Below are 18541 nucleotides of genomic sequence, written 5' to 3'. Positions count from 1 at the left end.
TTAAGGAATAATATCAGGGTTCTGAATGATGATTTCATGCCATAGCGGAAGTAAAGGTGAGTTGAGTTGGACACAGTACATATAAAAACCACCTGTAATTACAACTGCTCCGAATAAGCCTAAAATTTTGAGCACATTTTTAAACTTACTGACGTAGCTTAAGTACCACATTAGTGCAAGGAATGCTCCAATAACCATGCCGCCAATATGTGCGGCATTATTAATACCCGCTGCGACAAAACCAAAAATAAGGTTGATTGCCATGATCATTAATAATGCTTTTTTATCAAGTATGTAGGCTTGATGAGGCAGAGGTGGAAATAAAGAAAGTACTGTTAACGCAGCACCTAATCCCATCACAGCACCAGATGCGCCTGCACTGACATGGGGAAGTAAGCTCTGGTCAAAATGTTGCAGTAATTCATGTCCATTTTGAATGGTCATATAACTACTTAAAAGGCTACCGAATAAACCAGCAAGTAAATACATGCCTATAAAATAGAAGCGACCAAATAGTGACTCGGCAACATTACCGAAAATATATAAGGCCCACATATTGAGCATGAGATGGACTAAACCAAAATGAAAAAACATGCTGGTAAATAGACGTTCAGGCTGCCCAGAAAAAGTAAGTGGTGTAAAATCAGCTCCCCAATGAATAGCATCTTTCATGGCTGGGTCACTAATATCGACACCAGATAGAATTTGCCAGACAAACAAACCTACATTGATTGCGATGAGCAGGGCGGTCAGCCACCAAGTTTGTACATTGAGTTTACGATTAATGTGCGGAGGCTGATATTGAGTCATGCTATGCTTTTGTTATATATGAACATGCTTTACAGCTTAACATGAAAAAAGTTGAATACAGGAGATCAGGACGAACATGAAAGCTTTTATTGTTCGCGTGTTGTTAATTTTTATTGGGGCGATTCTCCTTATTCAACTTTGGATTTTTTCGAGTTTGGTCTGGTGGCGGACACATGAAGTGGATACGACCATGTTCATGCGAATTGATTATTGGTCTGATACATCAGAGCCAATTGTCCATCAGTGGCTGGACTATGATGATATTAGCGACAATTTCAAACATGCGATTTTAGCAGGCGAAGACGCAAAATTTATCCATCATCATGGCTTTGACTGGCAAGGTATCCGTTTTGCCCTTGAGCGCAATAATGAAGAGGGGGAAGTGGTTGCTGGTGGTTCTACGGTGTCTCAACAGCTTGCAAAGAACTTGTTTTTATACAACAAACGTTCATTTATTCGTAAAGGCCAAGAAACAGTCGCGACTTGGATGATGGAGCGGATGTGGTCAAAACGCCGAATTCTTGAGGTATATATGAACTCGGTTGAATTTGGCAAAAATCTGTATGGTGTTGAAGCAGCCGCTCATCATTATTATGGTAAAAGTGCTAAAAGCTTAACGCGTGAACAAGCTGCTTTCTTAGCCGCATTATTGCCTGATCCAAAATATTATCAAGATCACCGCAACGATCATAAACTACAATATAGAAAACGCGTTATTTTACGTTATATGAATAGCACCCAGATTCCTGAATAATGCTGTTTTAAAGATGTGTTAATTTTTTAGTTTTTACCAAATTGTCATATTTTTGCAGCATACTGGTTTATAGAGATTTTGGCTGGATAGAGAATAGAGTTAGACATGAATACAGCGATTACAGCAACGACCCCAATAGAATATAGTTATAATGACCGTTATATCAATCGTGAATTGTCTATTCTTGACTTCCATTTGCGTGTATTGGAACAAGCGGTAGACCCTTTACATCCCTTGCTTGAACGAATGAATTTCTTGCTCATTTTTTCTCGTAATCTCGATGAATTCTTTGAAATTCGTGTTGCAGGAGTGATGGAACAATTCTCTCTAGGCAATGAAAGCCGCAGCCCTGATGGCCTTACGCCAAGACAGGTTTTACAAAAAATATCTGAAACAGCTCATGCTGCGATTGAGCGTCAATATCGTATTTTAAATGAGCAAATTTTACCTAAACTACGTGAAGAAGATATTTGCTTCCTACGTCGTGGTGAGTTAACTCCAGCCCAGTCTGCTTGGGTAAAAAAATATTTTCAGGAACAAGTTGCACCTGTATTAACTCCAATTAGTCTAGATCCAGCACACCCGTTCCCTCGACTTGTTAATAAAAGCTTGAACTTCATTATTACGCTTGAAGGTAAAGATGCTTTTGGTCGTCAAATTGATTTAGCTGTTGTGCCTGCGCCACGGTCATTACCACGCGTTGTCCGACTACCAGATGAGTTAACAGGTGGTAAAGAACATCACGTCATGCTATCTGCAATTATCCATGAGCATGTGTCCGATTTATTCCCAGGAATGACAGCAACTGGATGTTATCAATTCCGTGTTACACGTAATGCAGACTTAGCCCTGAATGAAGATGTTGAAGACTTAGCTAAAGCATTAAAAGGTGAATTAAGTTCTCGACGTTTTGGCCGTGCAGTTCGTTTGGAAGTAACCCATAACTGCCCACAGCATATTTATGAGTACTTACTTGAAGAGTTCGATTTAACTGATGAGCAATTATACAAAGTTGATGGTCCAGTAAATTTAGCTCGTCTGGTTTCAAACTTTAAACGTCCTCATTTACGTTATGACTCGCATACGCCGGTTGTGCCTAAAGTGTTTAAAAAGACTGAGAGCATTTTCTCGGCAATGCAGAAGCAAGATATTTTACTGCATCATCCGTTTGAATCTTTTGCACCAGTTATTCAATTGCTACGCGAATCTGCACGTGATCCGCAAGTATTAGCAATTAAGCAGACGTTATATCGTAGTGGTGCTGATTCGGAAATTGTGCAAATTTTGGCTGAAGCAGCACGTAATGGAAAAGAAGTTATTGCAGTTATTGAATTACGTGCTCGCTTTGATGAAGAATCAAATATTGAAGTAGCGAACGTTTTACAAGAGGCTGGGGCAGTCGTTGTTTACGGCATAGTCGGTTATAAAACTCACGCCAAAATGATCATGGTTGTGCGCCGTGAAAATAATAAATTGGTACGTTACGTTCATTTAGGAACTGGTAACTACCATGCGACGAATGCGCGAATTTATACGGATTATGGTCTCATGACCACGGATAAAGATCTGTGTGAAGATGTACACCGTATATTCCAAGAATTGACCGGTATGGGCAAAATGGCGAAATTGAAAAAGCTATTACATGCACCATTTACCTTACATGCTCAGCTCATTAACTTTATTGATGAAGAAATTGCTAATGCTAAAGCAGGACGTAAAGCTCAAATTATTGTTAAAGTAAATGCATTAACCGAAGTCCAGTTAATCAATAAATTGTACGAAGCTTCTCAAGCGGGTGTACAGATTGACCTGATTATCCGTTCGATTTGCTGTTTACGTCCAGGTTTGCCTAACTTATCAGAAAACATTCGAGTGCGTTCAATTGTAGGGCGTTTCCTTGAGCATACTCGCGTTTATTATTTTAGTAATAATGGCGATGCACGTATTTACTGTTCAAGTGCAGACTGGATGGACCGTAATTTATTTAATCGTGTTGAAGCGTGTTTCCCTGTTGAAGACCCTGCATTGAAAAAACGTATTTATCAACAAGGTTTGGTGAATTACTTACAAGATAATCAACAAGCATGGCTCCTACAAGGTGATGGTACTTGGATTCGTGCTGAGCCAGCAGAGGGTGAAAAATTGCATAATGCTCAAAGAGCGTTATTGGAAATAATTAAATAATGAACTTTCAAGACTAAATAAAAGCCGACATTTTGTCGGCTTTTTTAATTAACTGAAATTCAAAGTAATTTAGTTAGTTTTTCTAAATGGTTGTTGGATAAACGACAATAATTTGAAGCACTGCAATATGTTTTGAAAATATGTGATTTTTTACATAAAACATTGAATTTTAAAAATATACAAATCACGAGAAATCTACTTTAATACGCCGCATTAAATATACTTAACTTTGGTAAATGAATAAGATGCAATGCTTTATTAGAAGTTTACTTATTAAAATACTTTTGGGGATAATACCAGTGACTGCCTATGCTGATCAGAAGTGTTATGGAGATATCATCGTATTTCAAAGGTTTGATGATCAAGCGATATATCCTTATTTTGTAAACTCATCTAATGAAAAAGCTAACAAAAGTGGAGAGAAAAATAAAAAAATAATCATTCAAAAAAGAAAACCAAAACAAGATGAGTTTGTAGCCCAAAAGAAAATTGAAGATACCCACACCAAGAAAGCAGAAGAAAAGAAAAATTTTGATAGTAAAAAGCAACTTGATGCAGCTGTCGCTAAAGAAATTTTAGAAAATGGTGAAAAGAAATGGATGGTACAAGTGGCGCTAGCTGCTAATCAAAATAAGGCAAGTACGGTTCAGTCGCAGTTAGAAGCAAAAGGGTACAAGGTTGTAACGAGTGCAACGACTAAAGGAATACGAGTTATGGTAGACCCTGCAAATGATTATGCCATTGCACAAATTATTAGAGAAAAAATTATTGTTGATAATAGTTTGAATATGCCATCTGCTTGGGTGTTTAAGTGGGCATCTTTAACGCCGCAATAAAATAAAAAGGAGTCCGAAGACTCCTTTTTTTATTCATGTATTCTTGTCGTGATTTTCTGCATAATTTGCAGTAACACATCGAACTCACTTTGCAATGGTGTACTTTTACGAGTCACTAAAGCTAAAGTACGGCTCGGAGCATCTTCAATTGGTTTTGCAGTAATCTGATCATTAAACTTGATCATACTATTTTCAATTGCAATTTCTGGTAAAAGCGTAAAGCCTAAATCAGAAGAAACCATTTCAACTAACGTTGGTAAAGAACTTGCTTTTAAACGGTTGTCGTTTTTACGTTCACCGATAGGGCATGCACTTAAAACGTGGTCACGTAAACAGTGGCCTTCTTCAAGCAAAATTAATCTTGATAAATCAAGATCATCTAGAGAGTTTGCTTGAAGAGCATTCGTGTCTTGCTTACTACATACAAGGTACAAATTCTCTTTCGAAATTTCAGCGACTTTTAGACCTCGAGTGTCAAACGGTAGAGCAAGAACAATCATGTCTAGATTTCCGTGTTCAAGACGCTCTACAATTTTTTCACTTTGTGCTTCATGTAAATGCAGCTGAATTTTAGGTAGCTGCTGATGCACTTCATTAAGTAAGCGTGTCAGGATAAAAGGTGCAATGGTTGGAATAACACCCAAATGCAAATCACCCGTTAACGGCTCACTCATTTCACGGCTCAAACGCATTAAATCTTGAGCATCTGCTAGTAATACACGGGCACGAGCAACGACTTGTTCACCTAAAGGTGTTAAACGCACATTCTGACGATCACGTTCTACCAGAACGCCACCTAATAAACGTTCAAGCTCCATGATGCCGCCTGATAACGTCGATTGAGTGACAAAAGAGCGGCGTGCTGCTTCAGTAAAATGCAAAGTTTCCGACAACGTAACTAAATATGATAGCTGTCTTAGTGAGGGTAATGCAGCCATAGTGTCCTAGTCTGATGATTTAAAATGATGCGCAAATAAACCGCTAAGCTGTGGAATAAAATGTGCAGGGATATCATGCCCCATTCCATCAATTAATTCAAACTTAGCACCGGAAATTGCTTTTGCTACAGCCTTACCGTGGCTAGGTGGAAGTAAGCGGTCGCGAGAGCCATGTAAGACTAAAGCGGGTTGCTTAATTTCACGGTCCAGTTGTAGTAAGGAGCCTGTACATAATATTGCTAAAAACTGCTGAAGTACACCAGCAGGATAGTAGCTACGTTGATAAAGCTTACGCGCAGTTTGTATTGCTTCAATCTGGTTGATATAACCAGGTGAACCAATCAATTGAAATAGTTTTAAACTGTGGTTAACAATACCTTCTTCGTCACGTGTCTCAGGTTTGCCAATTAAACTCAAAAGTTGTTTCGGAAAAGGTGGTGGTAAAAAGGGCTGGTTGTTGCTTGTAAACATAAGCCCTAACTTCTCAACCTTTTCTGGATATTTTGCTGCAAGAATTTGAGCAATCATCCCACCCATTGATGCACCAATCACATGCGCTTTGCTTACACCTAAACGATCAATGAGCATAGACACATCGTCTGCCATATCATGCAGAGTATAAGGTGCACCCTGATTAGTTAATCCTAGGGCAAAGCGACCCATCAATTTAACAGTATTTAAGCGTTTACCTTCATGGCGTACTTTTGAAGAAAGTCCAATATCACGGTTATCAAAACGAATAACACGAAATCCTTGATCAATCAGCGATTTACAGAAAAAATCTGGCCAGAAAAGCATTTGGGCACCAAGGCCCATAATCAGCAAAATGGTTGGATGTTCTGGCTTTCCACCTACTTCTACATGTAACTCAATTCCATTGCCTAAGTTGACTTTGGTTTCTTGCATGAAAGATGTGTATGGTGAAATGTTAAACTGTAAGGCGCTATTCATGTTATTCATTCCTTAAAGGAATACTCTCTAACTGAGTATTCCTGATACAAACCTTATGCTTGTGGAATAAGATCTGGAACAAGCTTTGTTAAAGTTAAGCGTTGTTTACCTGCAGTTGCACCTAACAATACAAAACCACGCAATGTTCCTTCATTGTCAATTGCTTTGGCAAGCATACCATCGTCGAATTCTTCTGTTTCCCAGTTCACTTCTACATCAACTGGAGCAGGCAAAACTGTGAGTGGAGCTGCTGGCGTTTTTACTGCAACTGGCATAGCAGGGTAGTGCACAGCAGTTTGTTGTCCACTAAGTGTTTTTGCGAGGGCACGAGCCTGCTGCATAATCGGCATTACATATGGAAGTAAAGTACCGTTTACCTCTGCGCAATCCCCAATTGCATAAATGTCTGCTTGGTTTGTTTCCAGTAAACCATTGGTAATAATTCCACGGCTCGTTTGAATATCCGCACTTTTAGCAAGTGAAATATTTGGCTGTAAACCAATCGCAGAAAGAACAAGGTCCGCAACCAATGTTTGTCCGTTTGCGAGTGTGATCGCATAGTCTTCGCCATTATTAATTTTGCTTACTTTTTCAACAGTGGTTCCGAGTGCAAACTTTACTCCAGCTTCCTCAAGATTTTGCTGGAAAGCAGAAGCAATATGTCCTGGAAGTAAACGGCCTAATGGTTGAGGAGCTAAATCAATCACTGTGATGTCATATTCACTATGCAGTAAGTCGTTGGCAAATTCACAACCAATTAAACCTGCACCTAAAATAACAACACGTTTGTCTTTGCGCTGAGCTAGATTTTCACGGAAAGCGCGGTAGTCAATCAATGAGTTCACAACATGAATGTCATCGCTACCATCACCTGCAATTGCAAGGCGAATTGGGTTAGCACCCACAGCTAAAATCAGTTTTGAGTAGGGTTGCTTCGACGTTACACCATCTTTTTCTAAAACAAGCTCATGGTGTTCAGCTAAAATCTCTTTTACAAAAGTAAAAGGCTCAATACGCATATTGAGTTGAGTACCCATTTTAGCAGCATCACCTAATGGAATCTGCTCTGGTGCTTTTTTACCTGCAAATGCATTTGATAATGTTGGCTTTGCATAGTTCACTGCATCATCCGCACAAATCATCACAAGTTCTTGCTCTGGGCTAAGCTTACGGAACTCACGTGCTAAGGTATAACCCGCCATGCCTGATCCGATAATGACGATAGGATGCATTTTTTTCTCCAGAGTTAGAATTATTTATTTAATACGGTGATTGGTAATATTCGTAAAAAAGACCATGTCGATCATGGCCTTTTATTTTACGTTCTTAGATTTCGATCATTTCGAAGTCAGCTTTTGAAACGCCGCAATCAGGGCAAGTCCAGTCATCTGGAATATCTTCCCATTTTGTTCCAGCTGCAATGCCGTCTTGTGGCCAACCTTCCGCTTCGTCATAAATCCATCCACAAACGATACATTGATATTTTTTCATGAGACTCTCCGCACTGATAAGTTTGCTCAAAGCTGCCTTTCAGTAAAACTATTCCATCTATTAATAATGTAACTACGATCCGGTCAATAATAACCAATGTGCCTTTGATCGGATATCAAATTTTTACGCAGTTCTACATTCAAAGTAAAGTAAATAACGGAGTTTAATCATTCGTAAGCAAAGATGAATGGCAGGTTAGGACAAATAAGTGGTTATTTAGGCAAAACTTCGCCATAAACTAATAATAACTAATGCATTCTTAAAATTAATTTTATTGATGAAAATATCTTGAAATAAAGAGCACCTTATAATTTAAAAGATTCATCTCATACGAAAGCTAAATAACAACAAACTATGATGTGACAGAATGTCATTATTAAAACCCAAAATTAAAATTTGCTGTCATTAAGACGGTATAAATCAGGGAAGTGAAATATGGAAAATTTAGTATATGAAGTAGAAATTGAGGCGCCTATAGAAAAAGTATGGGACATACTTTGGAATAGCGAGACATATAACGCTTGGACGAAATTCTTTGCGCCGGATTCCTCCATGCGTACCGACTGGCAAATAGGTGGTAAAACTTATTTTCTTGACGGTGAAGGAAATGGCATGGTTTCTACCATTGAACAAATGCAAAAACCAGAAATATTAATTTTTAAACATTTAGGAATGATTAAGGAGGGTAAGGAAGATTTAGAAAGTGAAGAGGTTAAAGGGTGGAGTGGTTCCTTAGAAAAATATTTTCTAACCCAAAAAGATAATATCACCACTTTAAAAGTTGAATTGGCCACCTTACCTGAATATATGGGTATGTTGAAAAGTGGCTTTGTTCAAGGTTTTGAGGTGGTTAAAAAAATGGCAGAAGCAAAATAGAGCTTCGTTTATTTATGCATAAAACCATTTTTTCAAAAATCAAATTATATAAATCTAAGCCAAATATTTTTTATAAATTTTCATAATGAGATCATTAAGTCGTGAAGGATAGGCCAAGCGATGATGTCCACCTTCAAAAGTTTCGATGTTCATGTAGGGGGCAAGTTTTTCTTGAACGTGATACATATCAAGTTGCTCATCTCCTAACTCTAAATAAGCCATTTTAGGGTTAGAGAGAGTGAGTTCGTCTTCAGAAAGTTGAGGATAGTCAGCCCGAAAGTTAGGTGTAAGACTTGGATTCGCCACAATAACAGCTAATTTATGTTGAGCAGCAGTTTTTAGCGCCCAATAGCCTCCAATGCTATGGCCTACCAATAAGTCTGGTTTGATCGTCTGAATAACCTGATGGTAAAAGTACTCAACAGAGGCATAACTTAAGTTACGATAATCGACGTCAATACAAAATTTTTCAGGATGTAAAATGGCATGGAACTTTGTCGATTCACGCGAAGAATCCAAGCCATGTAAAAATAGAATTTTCATTATTTACGACACAATCTCATTGATAAAATAAAAGGCAAATCGGGCCTTTCGAATATCGAGGTTATTTGGATTTTTTTATATTTTACTAAATGCTTTAAAAAATGATCTTAGCGATTGGTCTAAGTCATTTTGCCTTTAAAAAGTGGTGTTTTGTTCTATAAAATTGTCTTTTTTCATTTTTGTTTGATTGAAATCATTCGAAAAACTCCCGCAATCTGTTAGGATATAGCACTTAATTTTTACTTAATCGAGGCAGAGATGACGCAACAAAACGCTCAATCGACTTCTGAACCAACTATTTCCGAAAACGATTTAATTGCACAGCGTCATGCCAAATTAAAGCAAATCCAAGATGTTGCGAAGGAAACTGGAAAGAGTCCTTGGCCGAATACGTTTAAGCGTGAACACTACGCTGCTGATCTACAAGAACAATTTAAAGATCAGTCGAAAGAACAAATTGAAAGCGCTGAGCATGTCTATGTGAAAATTGCTGGTCGTGTCATGTTAAACCGTGGTTCTTTCATGGTTATTCAAGATATGACAGGTCGTATTCAGTTATATGTTGACCGTAAAGGTTTACCAAAAGATATTCTTGAGACCATTAAAGGTTTAGATCTTGGTGACATTATTGCTGCCGAAGGTTATATCGGACGCTCAGGAAAAGGTGACCTATATGTTCACCTTGAAGGTTTTGAACTTCTTACAAAATCTCTTCGTCCGCTACCAGATAAATTTCATGGTTTAAATGACACAGAAGTTAAGTACCGTAAACGTTACCTTGACTTAATTGTGAATGAAGAAACACGTAAAACTTTTGAAATCCGTGCCAAAGTTGTTGCAGGTATTCGAGCATTTTTAAACAATGAACGTTTCATGGAAGTTGAAACGCCAATGATGCACGTGATTCCGGGTGGTGCGTCTGCACGTCCGTTTGAAACACATCACAATGCTTTGGATATGCCGTTATTCTTGCGTATTGCACCTGAACTTTATTTAAAACGTTTAGTTGTTGGTGGTTTTGAACGTGTGTTTGAAATTAACCGTAACTTCCGTAATGAAGGGGTGTCAACGCGCCACAACCCTGAATTTACAATGATCGAGTTTTATCAAGCTTACGCTGATTATAAAGACTTGATGCAATTAACTGAAAACATGCTTGAAAAGCTGGCTTCGGATATTTTGGGTACAACTGATGTGCCTTACCAAGGTGAAGTGTTTAGCTTCAAAGGGCCATTCAAGAAAATCTCTATGTCTGATGCGATTTTAGAGAATAACCCACAGTTTACACCTGAAAATGTTGGTGACCGTGAGTTCCTTGCTCAATTTATTCGTGAAGAGTTAAAAGAACAAGTTAAGCCTGGTTTTGGTTTAGGTAAACTTCAAACGATCGTATTTGAAGAAACTGTTGAAACTAAACTTCGTCAGCCAACATTTATTACTGAATACCCAGCTGAAACATCTCCACTTGCTCGCCGTAATGATGACAATCCACATATTACTGATCGTTTCGAGTTTTTCATCGGTGGTCGTGAATTGGCAAATGGTTTCAGCGAGTTAAACGATCCAATTGATCAAGCTGAACGTTTCCAAGCCCAAGTTGCAGAGAAAGATGCGGGTGATGATGAAGCAATGCATTACGATGCAGAGTTCGTTGAAGCGCTTGAGTATGGTTTACCACCTACAGCTGGTGAAGGTATCGGTATTGACCGTTTGGTCATGTTATTTGCCGATGCACCAAGTATTCGCGATGTAATTTTATTCCCGCACATGCGTCGTAAAGAAGGTTAATCTTCTAAAGACAAAAAAAGGCAGTATTTATACTGCCTTTTTTTATTACTTTTATATCTCAAAAACTTACCTATCTACACTAATCTTAAGATAGCGTTAAAAAATGTAATTGCACAGTTTAACAATTGCAAAGTTGTGATAAAAAATTTAAGGTGTTGCTCATAAATAACTTTGAGAATTGGCTGGCATGTTTCTAAGAAAAACACTTTCGATTGCAATATTGGCAACTGCTTCATCCGCTATTTTTGCACAAGGTTTAGTGCTAAATAATGAGGACTTACGTACAGACTTAAATTGGTTGAATCAACAAGGTGTTATCAAGATTAGCACCTCAACTTGGCCGTTAAGTGGTGATGAAATCCAGAGAGCACTCTCTCAAGCACAAGTGACGCATCCAGCTCAACAAAAAGTTATTAATTCAGTTCTTGATGCATTAAAAGCAGATAACAATACGGTTAAAGTGGGCGCTTTTGCTGAAACCGATAGCAAAAATATTCCGCAAGCATTTGGTGATAACCAAAAAGCTCAATATCAAGGTTCTTTAGAGTTTAATGCGGGTGGTGAAAACTGGGATGCAAAAATCCGAGTAAATGCAGAAAAAGATCCACAAATTGATAATGGTCAAGATGTGAATGTTGAAGGTTCATATGTTGCTGGTAAACTTTGGAATCAGTGGGTCGTTGCGGGTCAAATTCCAACATGGTGGGGGCCTGGCCATGATGGTAGCTTAATTCGTGGTGATGCTAGTCGTCCGGTTTATGGTGTAACTGCACAACGTGCTGTACAAAATGCTTTTGATACAAAATGGTTATCTTGGATTGGGCCTTGGCAATATCAAGCTTTTGCTGGTCAATTAGATGACTATAAATCAGTTCCAGACGCTAAGTTAATTGGCTTGCGTGTAACTGCACAACCATTACCATATATTGAGTTGGGCGCATCGCGTGCTATTCAATGGGGTGGTGATGGACGTCCTGAAAGTTTTAGTTCTTTATGGGATGCATTTGTCGGCAATAAAGATAATGGCGGAACGGGTGAGCCAGATCCATCAAACCAAATTGCTGGCTTTGATGGTCGCTTATTATTACAACCACTATTCCAAGTTCCAGTTAGCATCTATGGACAATATGTAGGTGAAGATGAAGCGGGTGGTTTACCTTCTAAGAAAATGTACTTAGCAGGTGTCGACTATTCATCTAGCTACAATAACTTGCCTTATCAACTTTATGCAGAATGGGCAGATACACGTACTAATGGTGATGTAAGAGGTATCTCTTATGCTCATTCAACTTATAAAGATGGTTATTACCAACATGGTTACCCATTAGGCCACGCGATGGGTGGTGATGGGCAAATGTACTCAGTGGGTGGTGATATCCGCTTTGATGTCATGAACCGTTTAAGCGGTCGTGCAATGGTGGTTAAAGTTAACCAATCTAACTTGGCAATCAATAAAGCATTCCCTAAAGACGATGAAATTAAAGCGCTTGATTTAACTTGGACGCATTACATCAAACCTGATCTTCCATTAAAAATTAATGGCTGGGTAAGTGATTCTGATCTAGAAGGTAATGATGCAGGTGCATCTATTGGGATTGAAATTCCATTAGAACGTAAAATGTTCGGTTTCTAAGTTAGAACATGTTTTAGAAAAGAGAAGCTATAAATGCTTCTCTTTTTTTATGGTTTTTAGAGAAATCTAAAGAGCAGATCATGATTTGCTTAAGTTGGCTACACAAGCTACGATTGCCAAGTTGTGCAAGTGCATCAGCATATTACATGTATATGATGAAATCGAATATCAATATGAAAAAACAAGCAAAAGGAATCGGTTTTAAATCACTATAATGCATAACTAATGCTATAAGCCATATAAAGGCTTGTGGTTGGATTATCTATCACGAAAAATTGGAGTTGTTATGGCACTCGTTCCTCCACATGGTCTTCTACGTGGTGGTTTAATACCACTTCTAGATTTTATGGGCAAAATGGATAGAGAAGGACGTGTTCATGACTGAATCAAGACTTACACATCTCAAGCAACTTGAAGCTGAAAGTATTCATATTATCCGTGAAGTTGCTGCGGAATTTGAAAATCCGGTCATGCTTTACTCAATTGGTAAAGACTCTGCGGTAATGCTTCATCTTGCGTTAAAAGCATTTTATCCAGCTAAACTTCCATTCCCATTATTACATGTAGATACTGGGTGGAAATTTAAAGAGATGATTTCATTTCGCGATAACATGGCAAAAACACATGGCTTCGATTTAATCGTTCATCAGAACAAAGAAGGTCGCGAAGCTGGAATTAATCCATTCGATCATGGTAGTTCAAAATACACAGATATTATGAAAACCCAAGCTTTGAAACAGGCTTTGGATAAATATCAATTTGATGCTGCTTTTGGTGGTGCACGCCGTGATGAAGAAAAATCACGTGCGAAAGAGCGTGTTTATTCATTCCGTGATAGTAAGCATCGTTGGGATCCGAAAAACCAGCGTCCTGAACTTTGGAATCTTTACAATGGTAAAGTGAACAAAGGTGAAAGTATTCGTGTATTCCCTTTATCTAACTGGACTGAGTTGGATATCTGGCAATATATCTATTTAGAAAATATTCAAATCGTTCCTCTTTATTTCTCTGCTGTTCGTCCAGTAGTTGAGCGTAGCGGTACATTAATCATGGTTGATGATGAACGTATGCGTTTAAAAGAGGGTGAAGTTCCACAGATGAAGTCTGTACGTTTCCGTACGCTTGGCTGTTACCCATTAACTGGTGCAGTTGAGTCTGAAGCAGATACGTTACCTGAAATTATCCAAGAGATGCTTTTAGCCACTAGTTCTGAGCGTCAAGGTCGTATGATTGACCATGATGAAGCGGGCTCAATGGAAAAGAAAAAGCAAGAAGGCTATTTCTAAGACAATTTCTAAATTTGTGGAGTTTGAGCAATGTCTCATCAATCAGAATTAATCAGTCAAGATATCTTGGCCTATTTAAAGCAACATGAACAAAAAGACCTTTTGCGTTTTTTGACTTGCGGTAACGTAGATGATGGTAAAAGTACACTTATTGGACGTTTACTCTACGATTCAAAATTGATTTATGAAGATCAATTACAAGCTGTAACGCGTGACAGTAAAAAAGTAGGAACCACAGGTGATGCACCAGACTTGGCATTGCTTGTAGATGGCTTACAAGCTGAGCGTGAGCAAGGTATTACCATTGATGTGGCTTACCGTTATTTTTCAACGGAAAAGCGTAAGTTTATTATTGCTGACACACCTGGGCATGAACAATATACCCGTAACATGGCAACAGGTGCATCAACAGCTGATCTTGCAATTATCTTGATTGATGCGCGTTATGGTGTGCAAACACAAACACGTCGTCATACTTTTATTGCAAGTTTGCTTGGTATTAAGAATATTGTTGTTGCCATTAATAAAATGGACTTGGTTGAATATTCACCTGAACGCTTCACTGAAATTCAGATTGAATATGATGCTTTTGTAAGCCAATTGGGTGACCGTCGTCCAGCCAATATTCAATTTGTACCGATTTCTGCTTTAAATGGCGATAACGTGGTAAATGTTTCTGAGCATACAGCTTGGTACAAGGGTCAAACCTTGATGAACATTCTTGAGTCAGTTGAAATTAGTCGTGAATCAAACAAACACGAATTCCGTTTCCCTGTTCAATATGTAAACCGTCCAAACCTAGATTTCCGTGGTTTCGCTGGTACTATTGCTTTGGGTGAAATCAATGTTGGTGATGAAATTGTTGCATTACCATCAGGTAAGCGTTCAACAGTTAAAGAAATCGTAACATTTGATGGAAATCTGGACCAAGCTGTTGCAGGTCAAGCCGTTACATTAACGCTAAATGATGAAATTGATATTAGCCGTGGCAACGTTCTAGTACGTGCAGGTGAACAACCATTAATTTCTCGCAGTGTTCGTGCTTCAGTAGTATGGATGAATGAACATCCACTGGTGAAAGGTAAGTTATACAACGTTAAGATTGGTACACAGACTGTTCCTGCGAAAGTGACTAACATTCACTATCGCGTGAATGTGAATACGCTTGAGCATACTCAGGTTGAAGAGCTTGAGTTAAATGCCATTGCAGACGTTGTTGTTGAATTCGATGCACCAGTCGTATTTGATCAATATCAAGATTCACGATACACAGGTTCATTTATTTTCATTGATCGTTTAAGCAATGTAACGGTTGGTGCTGGTATGGTTGAGTCTGCGGTGGAGTGGACTTCGCATAGTAATCCTATTACTGCTGAAGATCGTGCTGCACGTTTAGGTCAAAAACCTGCGGTGATTGGGATTTCTGCACAGTTAATCGAAAAAGCTCAAGTTTTAGAAAGCTTATTGATCCAACAAGGTGTAGTTGCGATTGCAAAAGCCAACTTAACTGCTGAGCAAATTACTTTATTGCGTGAGACAGGTGTTGTGGTTATCACTACGGCTGTGGATGGCACAGATACAGAAGTTACTGCTGAAACCGTTGAAGAGGCAGCTGAAAAAGTTGTGGAATTAGTTCGTCTTTAATAGGTTGAATTGATTTTGAAAAAACCCGCGTAAGCGGGTTTTTTATTGAGTTTAGAAAATACTTTGAGATTTTAAAGTTAAATATTCTCTTAAATCTTTAGGATAGCTCTGAATCATCTTTAAAAATATATCTCGATCACCTTGATATAAGGCGCGTGTTGCTTCTTCGTAATTTGGCATATTACCCAGCATGGCAGACATAAAACGGTCGATGGCTTGTTTAGCGAGCATAATATTACCTTCAGAATTTGGGTTATTTAACTCTTTATCAATTAACTTACGAATTACTGCTGATGCACTCGCACTTTGTTGATCTAACCAATCCCAATGTTTTTTCTGTAAAGTGATTTCACGAGAAATTACTCCGAGTTTAGGTCGTCCAACTTTTTTAATTTCTTCCGGTTCAGCATAACGTTGTTGAAATTCTTGTTCCGAACCAGAAAGATCAAGATCAATTTGTTGACCTGTTTGATCATTAAAAATCAGAATATTTTCCGTTGTTTTCGGAAGATCTTTGAGTTTTTTTGCAAGTTCAACTAGGGAGTCACTCGCAATAAGCGTGCTTCCAGTGAAAGCAGTATAAGTGATTTTAGTATTCATTTTAGCTGTATATTTTATCTGGGTAAAACTATATTATCTGGGTAAAATTAATTTTGCAAATAATTAAAATTATAACCAAAGAATTATCTGATTTTATGAGTGTAGTCTCTGAAGTTAGGACTATAAAAATAGTCAAGTTAATAGGCTATTTAAAATTTTACTCTGCTTTAGTAGCGCTTTTATGAGAGAATATGCCTTTAGTTTTATGTATAAGGACTCCTATGTTTGAGCAATCTCCTGAATCTCTAAGCGATATCGAAATTTTAGACATTTTACAGTCTATGAAAAAAGATAAGCTTGATACGGAAGCAAATGAGATTATCCGTAATGGGGGGAAAGCTGGGCGTCAAGAAGCACATAAACAGGCTTTAGTTGCATTGAGCGCAAACTTTGAAGACAAGTTTGTAGAAGCTGCTACGTTGGCATTAGGCTTGAATTCAGGTCAGGCGAAAAAGATTCGTTATAAAAAAGACCGTATCCGTATTTTTAAAGCACGTGGTCTTGATTATTTAGCTATGGATGGGGCAGAAACCGCTCAGGTTTTAGCTCAAGTTGCTCAAGCGATTAGTCGTGAAGATGCGATCGTGACTGAGGGTCTACACAATATTTTTCCATTTTGGAAAGAAGGTTGGCCAATGGTGCAATTCGATAATGCCTATAAAATTTTAGAAGAAGACATTACATTGCATTTTCACATTGTGTTAGATCACTTAATTGAATATGTACAGAAATAAAAAAAGCCCCGCTTGGGGCTTTTTTTATTGTGAAAGAATAATTAAAGCGTGCTAAAGAGTGGGAAAACACCAATCACTAAAGCGGTTCCCATCAATACCATACACGTTATAAATGCCCACTTTAAAGTGAACTTTTGATGGTCAGCAAAATCGACTTTAGCAAGACCACATAACAAATAGGTTGATGGAACAAGAGGTGATAGTAAGTGTACAGGTTGACCTACAATCGAAGCACGAGCAATCGCTTCTGCACTAATACCATAATGTGAAGCAGCTTCAGCAAGAATAGGTAAAACGCCATAGAAGAAAGCATCATTTGACATAAAGAATGTCAAAGGCATACTCACTAAAGCTGTGATTGGTGCAAGGTATGGACCCATGCTTGGAGGAATCATTGCGACGAATTCTTTAGACATCGCCTCAACCATACCTGTGCCAGATAAAATACCTGTGAAAATACCTGCAGCAAAAATTAAGCCCACAACAGCTAAGACACTGTCTGCATGCATTGCAATGCGTTTTTTCTGCATATCAACATCTGGATAGTTAATGAGCATTGCGATACAGAACGCTATCATGAACAACACAGACATAGGCAAAATGCCTTTGATCAAAGCAATCATAAGAAGGATTGTGAGCACCATATTTACTTTGCGTAAATGTGGGCGAGTCGCTTCAGGATCTTTTGATACGGTAATATTGTCGCCATGGTGAGTTTCAAGCTCAATAACGCCTAAACGTTTTTGCTCGTAACGACCATATAAGTACGCCAAGAAAAATAACCAACCAATACTAATGACCATAGGAAGAATCATTGGTACGAAGATGTGGCTTGGGTCAATTTGCAGGGCGCTTGCAGCACGAGCTGTAGGGCCACCCCATGGTGTTAGGTTCATTACACCACTACATAACAGCATAAGTGCAGTCATGATGAGTGTATTCATTCCTAAGCGTTGATAAAGTGGCAGCATTGCAGCTACACAAATCATATAAGTTGTTGAGCCATCACCATCTAAAGAAACCATTGTGGTTAAGAACACGGTTCCCATTGTGATTTTTAGAGGATCGCCTTTAACCTTTTTTAAAATCCATTTAACCGGTGGATCGAAGAGACCTGCATCGATCATTAAGGCAAAATATAAAATTGCGAATAAAAGCATTACGCCAGTTGGCGCTAATTTTTTGATGCCTTCTAGCATCATCTCACTGAGACCTTTGAGTTCAATGTGACTCAAACTTTCAAAGTAGTGACCGAGGCCCCAAGCAATAAGAGAAAAAATAAATGGGATGAGAATTAAAGCAATAATAGGGCTTAAACGTTTGGACATGATTAAGTACATGAAGCACAAAATCATGCCAACACCAAGTAATGTCAGCATACAATCAATCCTTTGCCTATAGTTTTACTGAACAAGTTTATTCAAAACTCTGACCTTGGTTATTCTTATTAATTTTTAATAAAAAGACAAATAA

At 38.3% G+C, this 18541-nt stretch carries 19 protein-coding genes; 10 read left to right on the top strand and 9 right to left on the bottom strand.

Features of this window, described 5'->3' with window-relative positions; translation table 11 throughout:
• A complete protein-coding gene (locus NL42_RS00710; protein ID WP_461311414.1) occupies positions 1 to 810 on the bottom strand; it encodes a rhomboid family intramembrane serine protease in 810 nt (269 codons plus the stop codon).
• A 76-nt stretch (positions 811 to 886) separates the two neighbouring features.
• Here NL42_RS00710 and mtgA point away from each other — a divergent pair, with 76 nt between their 5' ends.
• Together mtgA and ppk1 are read left to right on the top strand one after the other, a co-directional pair.
• The gene (gene mtgA, locus NL42_RS00705; RefSeq protein WP_004793982.1) at positions 887 to 1564 is read left to right on the top strand and encodes a monofunctional biosynthetic peptidoglycan transglycosylase; all 678 of its coding nucleotides are present in this window, start codon (positions 887 to 889) and stop codon (positions 1562 to 1564) included.
• Between the two features lie 105 nt (positions 1565 to 1669).
• Positions 1670 to 3748 carry a polyphosphate kinase 1 gene (gene ppk1 / locus NL42_RS00700; RefSeq protein WP_016138921.1) on the top strand — a complete coding sequence of 693 codons (2079 nt, stop codon included), beginning with the start codon at positions 1670 to 1672 and terminating at the stop codon, positions 3746 to 3748.
• Between the two features lie 59 nt (positions 3749 to 3807).
• Here the strand turns inward: ppk1 and NL42_RS00695 are convergent, their stop codons facing one another.
• Positions 3808 to 3936 carry a hypothetical protein gene (locus tag NL42_RS00695; protein WP_461311413.1) on the bottom strand — a complete coding sequence of 43 codons (129 nt, stop codon included), beginning with the start codon at positions 3934 to 3936 and terminating at the stop codon, positions 3808 to 3810.
• A gap of 57 nt (positions 3937 to 3993) precedes the next feature.
• Between NL42_RS00695 and NL42_RS00690 the strand changes: the two genes are divergently transcribed.
• Positions 3994 to 4584 carry an SPOR domain-containing protein gene (locus NL42_RS00690; protein ID WP_461311425.1) on the top strand — a complete coding sequence of 197 codons (591 nt, stop codon included), beginning with the start codon at positions 3994 to 3996 and terminating at the stop codon, positions 4582 to 4584.
• Between the two features lie 29 nt (positions 4585 to 4613).
• On the opposite strand, the gene oxyR is transcribed toward NL42_RS00690, so the two are convergent.
• From oxyR to rubA, 4 genes are all read right to left on the bottom strand, one after another.
• Positions 4614 to 5522 carry a LysR family transcriptional regulator OxyR gene (gene oxyR / locus NL42_RS00685; protein WP_003653052.1) on the bottom strand — a complete coding sequence of 303 codons (909 nt, stop codon included), beginning with the start codon at positions 5520 to 5522 and terminating at the stop codon, positions 4614 to 4616.
• Positions 5523 to 5528: 6 nt separating this feature from the next.
• On the bottom strand, positions 5529 to 6473 hold the full coding sequence (estB, locus tag NL42_RS00680) for an esterase EstB (RefSeq protein WP_336169417.1): 945 nt from the start codon (positions 6471 to 6473) through the stop codon (positions 5529 to 5531).
• Positions 6474 to 6526: 53 nt separating this feature from the next.
• The gene (gene rubB / locus NL42_RS00675; protein WP_461311412.1) at positions 6527 to 7705 is read right to left on the bottom strand and encodes a rubredoxin reductase RubB; all 1179 of its coding nucleotides are present in this window, start codon (positions 7703 to 7705) and stop codon (positions 6527 to 6529) included.
• A gap of 94 nt (positions 7706 to 7799) precedes the next feature.
• Complete coding sequence (gene rubA, locus NL42_RS00670) at positions 7800 to 7964, bottom strand: rubredoxin RubA (RefSeq protein ID WP_000760495.1); 165 nt, start codon at positions 7962 to 7964, stop codon at positions 7800 to 7802.
• Positions 7965 to 8399: 435 nt separating this feature from the next.
• On the opposite strand from rubA, the gene NL42_RS00665 reads away from it, so the two are divergent.
• On the top strand, positions 8400 to 8840 hold the full coding sequence (locus tag NL42_RS00665) for an SRPBCC family protein (RefSeq protein WP_003653046.1): 441 nt from the start codon (positions 8400 to 8402) through the stop codon (positions 8838 to 8840).
• A 54-nt stretch (positions 8841 to 8894) separates the two neighbouring features.
• Here NL42_RS00665 and NL42_RS00660 read toward each other — a convergent pair whose 3' ends face one another.
• Positions 8895 to 9383, bottom strand: a complete 489-nt coding sequence (locus tag NL42_RS00660; protein WP_045434567.1) for a YqiA/YcfP family alpha/beta fold hydrolase — start codon at positions 9381 to 9383, stop codon at positions 8895 to 8897.
• A gap of 258 nt (positions 9384 to 9641) precedes the next feature.
• On the opposite strand from NL42_RS00660, the gene lysS reads away from it, so the two are divergent.
• The 5 genes from lysS (at position 9642) to cysN (ending at position 15734) form a co-directional block, all read left to right on the top strand.
• Entirely contained in the window at positions 9642 to 11171 is a 1530-nt protein-coding gene (gene lysS / locus NL42_RS00655) for a lysine--tRNA ligase (protein WP_461311411.1), read from the top strand.
• 187 nt (positions 11172 to 11358) lie between these two features.
• The gene (locus tag NL42_RS00650; RefSeq protein WP_151743947.1) at positions 11359 to 12804 is read left to right on the top strand and encodes a capsule assembly Wzi family protein; all 1446 of its coding nucleotides are present in this window, start codon (positions 11359 to 11361) and stop codon (positions 12802 to 12804) included.
• Between the two features lie 253 nt (positions 12805 to 13057).
• Positions 13058 to 13189, top strand: coding sequence for a hypothetical protein (locus tag NL42_RS00645; protein WP_080026499.1), 132 nt, complete (start codon positions 13058 to 13060; stop codon positions 13187 to 13189).
• A complete protein-coding gene (gene cysD, locus NL42_RS00640; protein ID WP_004641806.1) occupies positions 13182 to 14090 on the top strand; it encodes a sulfate adenylyltransferase subunit CysD in 909 nt (302 codons plus the stop codon). The genes NL42_RS00645 and cysD overlap by 8 nt, the downstream gene beginning before the upstream one ends.
• Before the next feature lie 30 nt (positions 14091 to 14120).
• Positions 14121 to 15734 (top strand): sulfate adenylyltransferase subunit CysN, encoded by a 1614-nt coding sequence (cysN, locus tag NL42_RS00635; protein ID WP_461311410.1) that lies wholly within the window; start codon positions 14121 to 14123, stop codon positions 15732 to 15734.
• A 51-nt stretch (positions 15735 to 15785) separates the two neighbouring features.
• On the opposite strand, the gene NL42_RS00630 is transcribed toward cysN, so the two are convergent.
• Complete coding sequence (locus NL42_RS00630) at positions 15786 to 16334, bottom strand: DUF2239 family protein (protein WP_461311409.1); 549 nt, start codon at positions 16332 to 16334, stop codon at positions 15786 to 15788.
• 221 nt (positions 16335 to 16555) lie between these two features.
• Between NL42_RS00630 and NL42_RS00625 the strand changes: the two genes are divergently transcribed.
• The gene (locus NL42_RS00625) at positions 16556 to 17068 is read left to right on the top strand and encodes a hypothetical protein (protein WP_336169402.1); all 513 of its coding nucleotides are present in this window, start codon (positions 16556 to 16558) and stop codon (positions 17066 to 17068) included.
• Between the two features lie 41 nt (positions 17069 to 17109).
• On the opposite strand, the gene NL42_RS00620 is transcribed toward NL42_RS00625, so the two are convergent.
• Positions 17110 to 18447, bottom strand: a complete 1338-nt coding sequence (locus NL42_RS00620) for a CitMHS family transporter (protein ID WP_446091465.1) — start codon at positions 18445 to 18447, stop codon at positions 17110 to 17112.
• Positions 18448 to 18541 lie beyond the last annotated feature (94 nt).

The sequence above is a fragment of the Acinetobacter sp. GN11 genome (assembly GCF_054823985.1).
Note: the sequence above shows the minus strand (reverse complement) of the source record. Positions and strands in the feature narration are given on the sequence as shown.

Bases quoted from the DNA above. Each gene is read 5' to 3' on its own strand.
- NL42_RS00710 (WP_461311414.1), bottom strand. From the start codon at position 810: ATGACTCAATATCAGCCTCCGCACATTAATCGTAAACTCAATGTACAA.
- mtgA (WP_004793982.1), top strand. From the start codon at position 887: ATGAAAGCTTTTATTGTTCGCGTGTTGTTAATTTTTATTGGGGCGATT.
- ppk1 (WP_016138921.1), top strand. From the start codon at position 1,670: ATGAATACAGCGATTACAGCAACGACCCCAATAGAATATAGTTATAAT.
- NL42_RS00690 (WP_461311425.1), top strand. From the start codon at position 3,994: ATGCAATGCTTTATTAGAAGTTTACTTATTAAAATACTTTTGGGGATA.
- oxyR (WP_003653052.1), bottom strand. From the start codon at position 5,522: ATGGCTGCATTACCCTCACTAAGACAGCTATCATATTTAGTTACGTTG.
- estB (WP_336169417.1), bottom strand. From the start codon at position 6,473: ATGAATAGCGCCTTACAGTTTAACATTTCACCATACACATCTTTCATG.
- rubB (WP_461311412.1), bottom strand. From the start codon at position 7,705: ATGCATCCTATCGTCATTATCGGATCAGGCATGGCGGGTTATACCTTA.
- rubA (WP_000760495.1), bottom strand. From the start codon at position 7,964: ATGAAAAAATATCAATGTATCGTTTGTGGATGGATTTATGACGAAGCG.
- NL42_RS00665 (WP_003653046.1), top strand. From the start codon at position 8,400: ATGGAAAATTTAGTATATGAAGTAGAAATTGAGGCGCCTATAGAAAAA.
- NL42_RS00660 (WP_045434567.1), bottom strand. From the start codon at position 9,383: ATGAAAATTCTATTTTTACATGGCTTGGATTCTTCGCGTGAATCGACA.
- lysS (WP_461311411.1), top strand. From the start codon at position 9,642: ATGACGCAACAAAACGCTCAATCGACTTCTGAACCAACTATTTCCGAA.
- NL42_RS00650 (WP_151743947.1), top strand. From the start codon at position 11,359: ATGTTTCTAAGAAAAACACTTTCGATTGCAATATTGGCAACTGCTTCA.
- cysD (WP_004641806.1), top strand. From the start codon at position 13,182: ATGACTGAATCAAGACTTACACATCTCAAGCAACTTGAAGCTGAAAGT.
- cysN (WP_461311410.1), top strand. From the start codon at position 14,121: ATGTCTCATCAATCAGAATTAATCAGTCAAGATATCTTGGCCTATTTA.
- NL42_RS00630 (WP_461311409.1), bottom strand. From the start codon at position 16,334: ATGAATACTAAAATCACTTATACTGCTTTCACTGGAAGCACGCTTATT.
- NL42_RS00625 (WP_336169402.1), top strand. From the start codon at position 16,556: ATGTTTGAGCAATCTCCTGAATCTCTAAGCGATATCGAAATTTTAGAC.
- NL42_RS00620 (WP_446091465.1), bottom strand. From the start codon at position 18,447: ATGCTGACATTACTTGGTGTTGGCATGATTTTGTGCTTCATGTACTTA.